The sequence below is a fragment of the Paenibacillus sp. FSL R7-0189 genome (assembly GCF_037969925.1).
GTDB lineage: Bacteria > Bacillota > Bacilli > Paenibacillales > Paenibacillaceae > Paenibacillus_AQ > Paenibacillus_AQ odorifer.
Genome location: NZ_CP150223.1, coordinates 5,348,338 through 5,360,484, shown reverse-complemented (window position 1 = coordinate 5,360,484; position 12,147 = coordinate 5,348,338). Strand labels below are relative to the sequence as shown.

Annotated in this window: 14 protein-coding genes; 1 reads left to right on the top strand and 13 read right to left on the bottom strand. The window is 44.7% G+C overall.

Going from position 1 to position 12,147, the window contains the following annotated elements:
* Positions 1-27: 27 nt before the first annotated feature.
* The 9 genes from MKY63_RS23490 to MKY63_RS23450 all read right to left on the bottom strand — a co-directional run bounded on the left by MKY63_RS23490 (position 28) and on the right by MKY63_RS23450 (position 8,405).
* On the bottom strand, positions 28-1,338 hold the full coding sequence (locus tag MKY63_RS23490) for a glycosyltransferase family 4 protein (protein ID WP_081389304.1): 1,311 nt from the start codon (positions 1,336-1,338) through the stop codon (positions 28-30).
* Positions 1,286-2,512 (bottom strand): O-antigen ligase family protein, encoded by a 1,227-nt coding sequence (locus tag MKY63_RS23485; protein WP_076146451.1) that lies wholly within the window; start codon positions 2,510-2,512, stop codon positions 1,286-1,288. The genes MKY63_RS23490 and MKY63_RS23485 overlap by 53 nt, the downstream gene beginning before the upstream one ends.
* A 75-nt stretch (positions 2,513-2,587) precedes the next feature.
* Complete coding sequence (locus MKY63_RS23480) at positions 2,588-3,823, bottom strand: oligosaccharide flippase family protein (protein WP_076106248.1); 1,236 nt, start codon at positions 3,821-3,823, stop codon at positions 2,588-2,590.
* A 5-nt stretch (positions 3,824-3,828) separates the two neighbouring features.
* Positions 3,829-4,536 carry a CpsD/CapB family tyrosine-protein kinase gene (locus MKY63_RS23475; protein WP_339809917.1) on the bottom strand — a complete coding sequence of 236 codons (708 nt, stop codon included), beginning with the start codon at positions 4,534-4,536 and terminating at the stop codon, positions 3,829-3,831.
* Positions 4,484-5,242 (bottom strand): Wzz/FepE/Etk N-terminal domain-containing protein, encoded by a 759-nt coding sequence (locus MKY63_RS23470; protein WP_076098952.1) that lies wholly within the window; start codon positions 5,240-5,242, stop codon positions 4,484-4,486. Before MKY63_RS23470 ends, MKY63_RS23475 begins: the two co-directional genes overlap by 53 nt.
* A 250-nt stretch (positions 5,243-5,492) precedes the next feature.
* The gene (locus tag MKY63_RS23465) at positions 5,493-5,858 is read right to left on the bottom strand and encodes a hypothetical protein (protein ID WP_339809915.1); all 366 of its coding nucleotides are present in this window, start codon (positions 5,856-5,858) and stop codon (positions 5,493-5,495) included.
* Positions 5,827-6,456, bottom strand: a complete 630-nt coding sequence (locus MKY63_RS23460) for a permease prefix domain 1-containing protein (protein ID WP_339809913.1) — start codon at positions 6,454-6,456, stop codon at positions 5,827-5,829. Before MKY63_RS23460 ends, MKY63_RS23465 begins: the two co-directional genes overlap by 32 nt.
* A 6-nt stretch (positions 6,457-6,462) precedes the next feature.
* Positions 6,463-6,789: a PadR family transcriptional regulator gene (locus tag MKY63_RS23455; RefSeq protein ID WP_036688249.1), complete on the bottom strand. Its 327-nt coding sequence runs from the start codon at positions 6,787-6,789 to the stop codon at positions 6,463-6,465.
* 830 nt (positions 6,790-7,619) lie between these two features.
* On the bottom strand, positions 7,620-8,405 hold the full coding sequence (locus MKY63_RS23450; RefSeq protein ID WP_339809911.1) for an SDR family oxidoreductase: 786 nt from the start codon (positions 8,403-8,405) through the stop codon (positions 7,620-7,622).
* Between the two features lie 197 nt (positions 8,406-8,602).
* On the opposite strand from MKY63_RS23450, the gene MKY63_RS23445 reads away from it, so the two are divergent.
* A complete protein-coding gene (locus MKY63_RS23445; RefSeq protein ID WP_036688255.1) occupies positions 8,603-9,256 on the top strand; it encodes a TetR/AcrR family transcriptional regulator in 654 nt (217 codons plus the stop codon).
* A 133-nt stretch (positions 9,257-9,389) separates the two neighbouring features.
* Here MKY63_RS23445 and MKY63_RS23440 read toward each other — a convergent pair whose 3' ends face one another.
* The 4 genes from MKY63_RS23440 to MKY63_RS23425 form a co-directional block, all read right to left on the bottom strand.
* Positions 9,390-10,205 (bottom strand): ABC transporter permease, encoded by an 816-nt coding sequence (locus MKY63_RS23440; protein WP_036689061.1) that lies wholly within the window; start codon positions 10,203-10,205, stop codon positions 9,390-9,392.
* Between the two features lie 2 nt (positions 10,206-10,207).
* Positions 10,208-11,239, bottom strand: coding sequence for an ATP-binding cassette domain-containing protein (locus MKY63_RS23435; protein ID WP_076098950.1), 1,032 nt, complete (start codon positions 11,237-11,239; stop codon positions 10,208-10,210).
* A gap of 109 nt (positions 11,240-11,348) precedes the next feature.
* Positions 11,349-11,681: a metalloregulator ArsR/SmtB family transcription factor gene (locus MKY63_RS23430; RefSeq protein WP_036688259.1), complete on the bottom strand. Its 333-nt coding sequence runs from the start codon at positions 11,679-11,681 to the stop codon at positions 11,349-11,351.
* A 1-nt stretch (position 11,682) separates the two neighbouring features.
* Positions 11,683-12,105, bottom strand: coding sequence for an SRPBCC domain-containing protein (locus MKY63_RS23425; RefSeq protein WP_036688260.1), 423 nt, complete (start codon positions 12,103-12,105; stop codon positions 11,683-11,685).
* Positions 12,106-12,147 lie beyond the last annotated feature (42 nt).

Sequence of the window (12,147 nt, the reverse complement as noted above, 5' to 3'; positions counted from 1 at the left end):
GTATGTTGTCTTATATGCGAGAATGAATTATCTATCTGCTGTCAGACCCGGTTGTAATTCAGACGGAAATGGCTTTATCCCTGGTTCATTCAGCGCTTCTATATAAATCGAGTCCATTTCACAAAGCACCGCAGGCAATCCATAGCGAATAATCCTGTCCTTATTCGCTTTCCCCATTGCTGCGGTCAAAGCTGCGTCCGCTCGCAGTTGAACCAGTGCTTTTGCCGTAGCAGCAATATCATCTACTGGAACCAACATGCCCGTTGACTCATGCTCAATCAAATCGCGAATGCCCCGAATATGTGTGCCGATCACGGGTTTACCTGCTGCCATCGCCTCCATAATCGCCCGGGGTAACCCCTCGCGATAGGACACGAGTGCCGCAACATCACACGCTTGTAGCAAATCCGGTATATCTCTTCGAAACCCCAGAAAATGCACCTGATCCCTAACCCCTAACCGAGTAGCAAGTTCTACAAGAGTTTGCTCGAAAGGACCTGTACCTGCGAATGCTAGATGAATATCGCTTGCTTGATCACCCAAATGATGTAGTGCTTGGATCAACTGTTTTTGGTTCTTGTTAGCATTTAACTCAGCGACGCAGAGAACAACGAATGAAGGATTATCATTGTATCTCTTAGGTAAATCAAATAGCTGGCGACGACTTTCCCCCTTCATTTTTGCAACTTCATTATCCCTCTCACCGCTACCGTATACCTGAAGATCAAGCCCGACTCCACTCACATAAGTTACTTTTTTTCGGACAGGGAATTTTTGAGCGCGCTCATAATCTTCACTATTGATAGTGATCAGCACATCCGTCCAACGGGCCATCAAATACTCCAACGGATAATAAAGCATCCAGTTCAGAAGAGGAGCACCTTTAAAAAAATGAAAACCATGAGCTGTATACAATAGGCTGGGGACACCTGTTCTATGGGCTGCAATCCGTCCGAGAATCGAAGCCACTGGTGTATGTACATGGACGAACTGAAATTTTTCCGCTTGGAAGCTTTTAGTTAAGATCCGCAGAGCCGTCCAATTCTTCAACTGTAAAGGACTTCGTTGTATAGGTACGTCGTGACATACAATTCCCCGCTGTTCCAAGCGCTGTCTGGCTTCGCCCGGCTGAGCGTAAGCATGGACTTCACACCCTTTTTGCTGTAATAACGCCATGTAAGGTAAATGAAAACTCTCGAAATGCCCATATATGGAGGCTACAAAAGCAACCTTTGCTTGTAAGCCTTCCTCAGCTGGAACACTCCCGATGTCCTTACTTGAGCTTTTATTGAGGTTGCTCTGCTCGTTGTCGAAGCTTGCGCCCAGTTGGCCTTTCAACGTGTTGGGTTCGATAGGGCATCTCTCCTTTCAGGTTTTTGTCTGTTAACCGGATGCAAGCTCCGTTCATCGCCATCATGAACCACCAATACCGCTGGAATAACGCCTCAATGCCCATCGATAACCCAATCATCGCCGCATGGGACAGCAGCAATGCCATAATAATTGGTCTATGAATCGGATCTGCTGCACGATAAGAACGGATACCCACAATGAAGAACCAAATCATAAATCCGCCATATACAATCAAGCCCAATAAGCCGAATTCAGTCAAAAACCATATAGGGGTGTTGTGGATAATAATGCGCAGTTCGTAATTATAGGAACCAAGCCCAATGCCTAATAACGGACTTTGTGCGATCCAATCCACCGCTTTGTCAATGATGTCAAGACGCGACTGAATCTGCGAAGGTCTGCTGGACATAGACTCCAGCACATTTAGATAAGCGGTGCCTTTATACAGCAGCAGAGCTATAAAAGCCACCCCAAACCCCATACCGATCTTGATCAGTCTGGACGGTTTGGTAATCAGAAGTGTAAGTAATACTAGGAACAGACCAATCCAAGACGAGCGCGAGAAGGTCATTATAATGCCCCCGGCTAAGCTTATCGTCGCTAGTACGCTGACCCATCCCCGCAGCAGCTTTATCTTCTCCCCACTCGTCATGATATGAATGGCAAAAGCCGTCACCAGCAATCCCCCGTATGCATTGGGATCAATTAACATGCCGGACAACCGCCCGTCTTGCACCATGAACGGAACCTTTACTCCGCTGAAAAAAGCGAATAGGGCAACACCATTTAAGAGCAGCACACTGATCAGGAAAAATCGGAGCATTTTATATAACCGTTCCCAGCTATCTGCTGCTTGCACAAGCATGATGTAGGTCAACAAAAGGAGAATAAATCCAATATCTTTTTGCAGCAGGGCGTATTGAGTAATGAAGCCGTTGCGCCAAATGGATACAAAGGAAGCTAAAACAAAAATGAACAGCATGCCCCAATGCCATGAACTGAATATCCTCCGGTCCAATTTGAGATGGAATCCAGCGGCAAATAAACCTAACATTAAGAAGAGATCCGACGGGGCGATACGGAAGGCTCCCCCAAAATCAATCTGCGCCGGAAGGCATATGATGTACCCCATGACCGCAAACAGAAATAAATTGTGCATGGTGTAGGGCTTCCCTACAACAGATACAGATGTCATACAAGTCCCTACTTTCCTACTTTCCTATAAAACAAGAACTTATGCTGCCGCTTCCGACTGTTCCCGATTTCTTGCCTTTCCGATGACACGATACAGCACAACTACACTGCCAATCATCTGTACAAATAACGACGAACTTGCCCCCATTGCAGCACCTACTACCCCGTAATGAGGTACGAAGATCAGACAACACAAGCCATTAGTGAATGCTGTGCACAGAAACAATGGAATCTGAGCTTTGTACCTTCCGGTAGCCGTTATGGCGTACCACAGGTAGGATGAAATAAATACCAGCATGGTGGACGCCAGCAGCCAATGAAACAACCCTAACTCTCCTGCCACGTCTGAACTGAATAATACGGTTAACAGCTTGTGGCCAAACAACCACCCTATCAAACAAGCGACCGCACTAAACCCCAAACCCATCGCTATCATTCGGCTGAGTAAAGTGACAAACTCCTTGTGTCTCCCGCCTGCGTGCCACCTGGCAAGACGTGGTGTTATGGCTTCACCAAGTGCGGTGACGACAACATTGCAGGCAACAATCATATATGAGAGTGAAGCATAAATACCTAAGTCATGCTCCCCTTTAAAATAGGAAATCGCATATAATGGGATATTCGTATTTAACGACATCAACGCCAATACCACGCCTAGCGGTGAACTGACGATCAGTAAACTCCATAGGCTTCTTTTGTTGAAGAGTGGCCTGAGAGAAGTGTATATTCTCGCTTTACGAGCATCATATCCAATCGTTATCGCTAACCATCCGATTATCATGACTAACAAGGCAAGAACAAGGCTCTGTGTAGGGATAAATACGAGGATGAAGATTAGAATGGAGAATAACCCTTTTGCCATTCTGGAGATTGAGATTTGATCTAATCTCTCCTCCTTTTGAACGATGCCTAATAAAATATCACTGATTGATTCAACGATTCTATACAGACCGATGAAGAAAATAACCAATACTGTATTCCAATCCAAACCACTTATTATGCAAAAACCTGCGGTAATCGTAAACGCAAGGGCGGTTGTTATCAGCCGTAAGCCCAGAAAGTCTCCAAAACTGTATTTCCCCGATGAATCAACGATTAATACGGAACGAAGATGTAGATGCGACAGCATAAAGATCGGAGCAGTAACTGCAAGCCCTAGCGAATATTGCCCCACGATTGCCGATGACCCGAATTTATTCAGCAGGATCACAATCACAAACTGAGCACCAGCGTAAGTGATATTCCCGAGCAAATAACGAAGAGAAGCAAATGACATAGACGTCAGACCATTCCAGAAGAAGAGGCCCACTCGGCAAAATCTTCACCACGAATCTTGGAACGCCTGCTCTTTTTCCGATAATTCAATACGGCTCCCAGCAAATGTGCTCCCTGCTGCTCTAGCAAGTGCTTGGCAGAACTCGTGTGCTTTAAGAGCACTTTTCCGGATTTCACAACTAGCAATACCCTCTCAGTCATCGTTGCCAAAATAAGGGCATCCGAAAATGGCATTAATACAGAGGATGAGTCGATAACAATCGTATCAAAACGCACGCTCAGCTCTGCAAACAATCGCTTCATTCCTTCAGAGCCTAGTAATTCAGCGGGATTTGGTGAAATCGGACCAGAGGTCAATACAGACAAACCTTCTGCTTCCTCAATAGAAATAATGCAATCCTCTAAGCGGGTATGATCCACTAAGATACTGCTAAGCCCGATCCAATTAGGCAGATCAAATGCCTTATGCACCGTTGGCGTACGTAGATCCCCATCAATGAGTAGAACTGTCTTACCAGCTTCCGCCATGGCAATCGCCAGGTTTATGGCTACCGTTGATTTTCCTTCATCCGGAAGCGAGCTTGTGACTAATAAAGAGCGGATCTCTCCACCAACGCGGGTATAACGAATATTGGAGCGTATGCTTCGGAATTGATCTCCGCTAGATGACTTCGGTTGTTCCAGGCAATATAATTTTGGCGTTTTCTTCTTCATAACTGATGGCTCCTTCTGCTGATTTGGTTTTCGCTTTATTCCGCCGTTTGCGTGGCTTTAATTTGCCCACGGTTCCCAGAAGCGGAAGCTGCAAATCAAGCTGAATATCTTTGGCACTTCTCACGGGTTTCTCCATCAATTCCCGGAGGATAGAGATTGCAATCCCGGTAATCAGCGCCAATCCGAAGGCAACAGCCATATTGAAGACGGGCTTAGGTGAGACAGGATCAGAAGGAACCTTGGCACGGTCGAGAAATACAACATTCTCCACTCCCATAATCGATTGAATATTCGCATTAAAGGCCTCTCCGAAGCCATTCGCGATATCTGTTGCCCGTTGAGCTTTTGAATCAGTCACAATTACCGTTGTTACGAGTGACTCGCTATTGGTTCTTGTCTTAACATTTTTGAGTAACTCTTCTGCTGTCATTTTTAGCTGCAGCTTTCTGACGACCTCTTCCGCTATCCTGCTGCTTCGAATGATCTCCCCGTAAGTAGTGACCAGCTTTTGTCCGGCCATAATGTCATTAATTGCTTTCTGCTGCCTGTCCCCTTGAATAAGTATAGAAGCTGTCGCTTCGTATTTCGGCTGTAAAACGTAATAGCTAACACTACCAGCGAGCCCGACTGCAGCGATACATAATACAATAATGAACAGCAGCCTACGTTTTACTAGTTTCAAAATGCTGCCCAGTTCGAATTCCATCGATCATTTCTCCTAACTAGTTAATGTATTGTCGCCTCTTTAACAAGATTATTGTTGTATATTCATATTCTCTTTCTCTCAACATATGTCCAAGTCCGTACTTAAAATTTAAATGTCAAAATATTAAAGAGCTCATTTAGCTCACCTGTTAAAATCCAACAAAAAAAGGTATTCTCCAGCCAAATCTACTGGTAGAATACCTTACATATAATCTATCTAGTTCAGGAATGTACAAGTGTAGTCAACACCATCAGGAGATATCTTTACGGTTCAGAACATGATTAACATTGCTTAACATGCCGGACAGGATACCCGCAATTGGGAATACTGCCCAATTGATGTCCCAGCGCCCACAGACAAAACCCGTGAACAGAAAAATCGCCGTCGCCAAAGGCCATAACACAGCCCCAACAACTCCAACAAATCGGTTCTCTTCCTGCTTCTCTGCAATGATATTCGGCTCCTCCAGCAACTTCGTATAAGTACCCTGGATATTCCCGTAATAGATGAACAGAAACACCGCTACAGCCGCAATAAACAGAAAAGCAGCGACTCCATAGGGAGCATAGTCATCGTTGACATAGCTAGTGGTGAAGATAAAAGCCGGCGACAGCACACACAGGCAGACTCCTGTAATCAGAGAAAGACGGTAAGTCGGAGCATAAAGACTTTGGCTCCGTTGAGAGCGCCATCTTTAGAGCGTAAGGCAGCTGAAAACCTTGCTCCAGACTCTTAAAGCGATCAAGCTTCATTCCGCTGTGTATAAACATCCCGACCGCGATAGCGACCAGCACGAACATTCCGACCAGCCCCAGCATAGAACCTTTATCACTCATAACAGCCTTATTTTCAAATATTGTATCCAGGGTGATCAAAAACGCCACTCCGCATGCGCAGAGAAAAACGCCGATACCCGTCCATAATCCAGCGCTTCGTCTGGCCGCCGCATAAGCGTAAACCTCTTCTTCCGTCAGCACCGGAATAGCCTGTTCCGGCGCAACTGGATCGATGCCAAGCTCCGCTGTCAGCTCTTCAATATTGCCGAATTCCGATATGACGATACCAATCGCCTCATTCTCCGACTTGCCAGCAAGCTTCAGCTCTAGGTACTTCTCCTCCATCCCGGATAGCAGCTCTTGCTTCAGATGTTCCAGTTCCTGAGTCTTTGGCAGACCCGCAAACATATTATCCAGATATACTATGATCGTCTCCATGCTCTATCACCACTCCTTGATAAATTGGTTTACAACTTGCTGCGTAACCTTCCATTCCTCACATTTTTCTCGGTAATAGGCGAGACCCAACGAGGTAATCCGGTAATACGTACGCCGCTTGCCAAGACTCTCATCCAGATAAAAGGATTCTATATATCCGTTTTTCTCCAGTCGGGTGAAGGCAGAATATAACGTTGTCTCCTTCATGACATATTTCTCCTGCGTTAACTGCCTGATATTTTTGGAAATCTCGTACCCGTAAGATTCCCCGTCCAGCAGCATGTAGAGGATCATCGTATCATTGTAGCCGCGTATAACATCACTGCTGATCAAGAATATCCCCCCATGATTACTTCATCTGTCGTAGTAGTTGCAGTATAACATAATTACTACGACAGATGAAGTAGTTGATGGAAAAATAGGCCAAAATAATTTTAGGACCGAACCTTCTTTGATTAAATCCAATTGCTTTCTGCGCATGACGTAGCTTCCAATACGGAGTTACGTGTACGAAGGTTCATGCCAGTAGTGTGTTTGCAACGTCGATGGTGTTTACTAGTAGGTTGTTTGCGAGGACGGGGGTGTTTACCTCCCCTTACTTTGGCGGACGAGGTACTATCGGACTCAGTTGACCTTATTCGCAGAAATTCCCCACTTTTCTGATCCTATCGGACCTCAATGCACCTATTGGCGCACAAAACATCATATTTAGAACCCTTTCTAGGGAATAACTGCACTGGAGTCCGAAACTACGCTGGAACTGCGAAAAACATACTAATAACACCATTGGGGTCCGTACCACAGTGGACAATTATGAGTCGGCGATGTGATTTAGAAGTCGATTGGTAATTTTGTTGATGTTGTTGTTGTAGATGTTGATGATGTTGGTGATGTTGATGTTGATGGTGACGTTGATGTTGACGTTGACGTTGATGGTGATGTTGATGGTGACGTTGACGTTGATGTTGTTGTTGGTGTTGGTGTTGGTGTTGGTGATGTTAGTGATGTTGATGTAAATTCAAGCGAACGGAGTCAAAGTCAGCAAGTCAAAACACAAAACAGCGGTTCTCCCATATTGGGGAGAACCGCTGTTTTGTTGTTTTTTTATAATTAAAATAGTTAATCATTGCTAAGGAATACACCAGCTTGAATACGTTGACCCATTAATGTCGCGTACGGAGCATCCGTCCAACAAAATAAAGCATTTGTTTACGTGTGAAAAAACGTGACATTTGAGCTGAAATATAGTTTGTAAATCCTGGGACAGCAAACACTTTTTTTGCCTGAAGCGACCGAAGAGCCACTTGAACGACATTTTCTGGCGTGTCTCGTTTCCCTACCGAAGCTTCATCGGCTCCCACGACATTAAAAAATTCTGTTTCCGTAGACCCCGGACATAACGCAAGAAATTGTACGCCCCGTTTCCGATTTTCCTCCCATAGCGCTTGTGTAAATGATAATACAAAAGCTTTTGTCGCTCCATATACAGCCATATTAGGAAGAGGTTGAAATGCTGCTGTTGATGCAACGTTTATAATCACTCCGCTTTTTCTTTTTAACATCTCTGGCAAAAACAAATGGGTCAGATCTACAACCGCCAATACATTTAGCATCACTTCTTCATGTTGTCTCGAACCAGATAGTTGTTCAAAAAGCCCATGCGTAGCAAAACCTGCATTATTAATAAGAATATCAACGTTCAAGCCACGTTCTACACATTGTTGATAGAGCCTGTCAGGGGAACCTTCTTGAGATAAATCAGCAACTAGAACCTCCGCTTGAATTTGAAATTCTCGTTGTAATTTTCCCGCTAAAGCAATCAATTTATCTTCAGAACGGGCGACTAAAATTAAGTGACTTCCTTTGGCTGCAAGTTCTCGAGCAAACGCTTCACCTATACCCGAAGAAGCTCCGGTAATCAACGCCCATTTATTTTGAATTGTAATCATTGCTATCATCTCTCCCTTTAATGACCATCTAGAAACACTGTTTCAATATGAATCATTGTATCCAAGTGAGGTTGCGTTGTCAAATAAAGTTCTACACATTTAATTATTGGCTATTTCTCTTCTACATCAGTAAAATAAGGTTTAGAAATAACGGCTATCTAAAAAGCTAAAGTAAAGTTCTAAGGAAGTGAAACTACATGCAAAAATCGTCCGAAATATCTTCTATAGATGCTCAATCTGTTACAACCTACCCAAAAGCAAAACAACAGCATGCGGAAACATTAAGACTGAACATTATCGAAGCCGCTGCGGCCATCATGCATGAATCCGGACCCGAAGGTGTAACTATTCGCAAGGTTGCTGAAAAAATGGAATGTCCCACAAAGATCATTTATAACTTGTTTGGAAACAAGGAAGGTTTAGCGAAGGAGCTTTTTTTGCAAGGGTGTAAATTATTAGCTGCTGCCTTTCAAGCGGTTCCAAAACAAGATAATCTAAATTTATATCTTCGCGAGCTTGGACAAGCTTATTGGGATTTCTCACGGAATCATACCAGCTATTATATGGTTATGTTCGGAGGGGCCTTTAGTGAATTCAAACCGGAGGAGGAAAGCTTACATGCTATCTTTACGGCACTACAACAAGTGATAGCCCTTATTACAGAAGCGATCGAACAAGGGTTTATTAATGAGAAAGACCCTCTCCTTGTTGTTAACCTGGTATGGGCGTCATTGCATGGCGTCATTCATCTGCATTTGGGTGGACATATTCAAAATGAGGAAACTGCTAAAATATTGTATGATAGATCGGTCTCCAATTTAATTCATACCTTCTTTAAAAAAGATAAGTAATTCTAAAAAGCCTCTTTGCAAGTCCCTCCTCAACAAATTTAAGCCGTAATCTTGGGATATCCTTTGATCACGGCTTTTTCAACATAATAAAAAACACAAAAAAACGGCATTTCTGCCGTTTCTTCATCTCTAATTATGTCCGGCGCATATATGCACGCACAGTAATAGGTGCAAAAATCGCAACAATCACAGCGGCTCCGATAAGTGAGATAGCGAAATCCCAGCCTACGGTTCCAGAGTTAGCAAGCTGCCGGACAGCTGACACAAGATGCGAGATTGGATTTACTTTGACAAACCATTGCAGCCAGTTAGGCATCGTATCTACAGGCACGAAGGCGTTGGATAGAAAAGTGAGTGGGAACAGCACAATCATTGATATCCCTTGTACGCTGGAAGCGGTTCGGGCAATCACACCAAAGAAAGCGAAAATCCAGCTAATCGACCAGGAGCAGACGATAACCAAAAGCGCAGCAATTGCGACATGCTCCAGACCGCCATCAGGTCGGTAACCCATAATATAGCCCATGACAAAAGTAAGCACAGTTGCGATCGTATATCGAATTGTATCTGCCAACAAAGCTCCGGCTAATGGGGCTATTCGGGCAATCGGCAATGACTTAAAGCGGTCAAACACCCCTTTATCCATGTCTTCCCGCAGTTGGACCCCAGTGACGATGGAGGTCGTGATTACAGTCTGCACTAGAATACCAGGAATAATAACGGGCAAATAGCTCACTACATCTCCTGATATGGCTCCACCAAAAATATAAGTAAACATTAGTGTGAAAATAATTGGCTGCAGCGTTACGTCGAACAATTGCTCGGGTGTGCGACGGATTTTCAATATCCCGCGATATGCCATCGTTAACGAGTTACGAACAGATTGTTTGAAGCTCGTATGGTTTTTCAATTGTCGGGTCGCACCTGGACTAATAGTAGAAGTTCTCATACTCATGCTCTTGCTGCCTCCTTATTAATTGATTCTTGTGACGCTTGGGACGCCTCATCCGTAACTCCATGGCCAGTGATCGTCAAAAACACTTCATCAAGCGTCGGTTTCTGCACACTCATCTCCGCAAGTGGAATCCCCGCTTCGCGGAGTGCAATAAGCAAATCAGTGACTAAATCAGCGTTCGCCATCGGTGCAGTAATTTTCCCAGCCTCATTCGGCACAATAGACTGGATATGCAGCACATGTTCCACAATCCGGCGCGCTTGAGCGATATCTTTAAGATTTTGGACTTTTAAGTGCAGCGAGGTGGTGCCCACTGAAGCTTTTAGCTCATCCACGGTGCCTTCTGCAACGACATGGCCATGATCAATAACTGCAATGCGATCTGCCAGCTGATCGGCTTCTTCAAGATACTGTGTAGTTAACAGCACTGTTGATCCTGTGTTCACCAACCGACGAATGGTATCCCACATTTGCGAACGTGTCCGTGGGTCCAGGCCTGTTGTTGGTTCATCCAAAAAGATAAGCGGAGGCTGGGCAATCAGACTCGCTGCAAGATCCAGACGTCGGCGCATACCGCCAGAGAAATTTCGAAGTGGCCGTTTCGCCGCCTCCGTCAGACCAAACTCTTCTAACAACTCCGCTGCCTTTTGCCGCGCCTCTACCCGCCCTAACCCTAAAAGACGTGAAAAGATAATCAGATTCTCTGTAGCACTAAGTGACTCATCCACAGAAGCATATTGTCCCGTAACCCCTATCAATTGCCGAACAATCTGCGACTCCTTTACCACATCATGCCCGAAGATTCGCGCCGACCCCGCATCCGGACGAAGTAACGTTGCCAGCATCCGAATTACCGTCGTCTTTCCAGCCCCATTGGGACCAAGAACACCGTAAATTGTGCCTGCCTTAACGTTTAGATTTACTTCATCAACTGCGCGATTGTCACCAAACGTTTTGACGAGCCCACGCGCTTCGACGGCCCAATCTCCAGGGTTGGGCTCAATTATTTTTTTGCGTTCATTTACCATTACAATTCCTCCAACGTTTTAGTTTGTATTGTGATGGTAACTCCCTTTTATAAACTGAATTTAAACAACACAAAAAACCGGGGAGCGCGATCTCACGCCTCCCGGTTTATTACTTCTCCTCTGAGTCAGCCTCAACATATTCTTTAAGCGCAAACAATTTATTAGCCCAATAACCTTCAAAAAAGGCAAGCCAATCTTGCAGCTCCAGCAAAGGTTCTGGCTGAAGCTTATACCGGGTCTCCCGTCCGACTTTCTGACTGCTAACAAGCTGCGCATCGGACAATACCTGTAAATGCTTATTAACAGCGGTTCGGCTGATCGGGTAGCAATCCGTAATAGATGCTATAGACATTTCCTTATTAGCGAGCAGCTTTAGCAGACTGCGGCGGGTAGGATCTGCTATCGCCTGAAATACATCATGTCCTGCTTCAGCAACCGGCATATTAAGCCTCGATATAAGCAGGAAGTTTTTCTTGGACGATTTTTTCCCAGCCGCTGTTCATAAAGCCGCGTACGATTGGATGTGGTTGTCCAAATTCAGTAACTTTTTCAGGGTCCCATCCAGAATGAATCAAGGTAAATTCAGTTTTCCCTTCGATTTCTTTCAGTTCAAAAGCAAGATGCCAATCCTTCCCCCAATTAAAACCAACACGATTCGGAGGATCAACTTCGGTTACTTTACAAGGAGAATCTCCGAATTGTCCAGCATGCAGGATGAATTCATGCCCAACAACAGGCTCGAATGTACTAGGCATCCACCAGGCTGCCATTCCTTCTGCCGTGGCAACAGCTTTCCAAACCTTTTCTATTGGCGCATCTAGTAAAATCGTTTGACGAATTTCTTGTAAGGGTTCTTGAGTTTGCATAATAAATAGCCTCCAGCATTCAATTAATATAACACCTTTTGG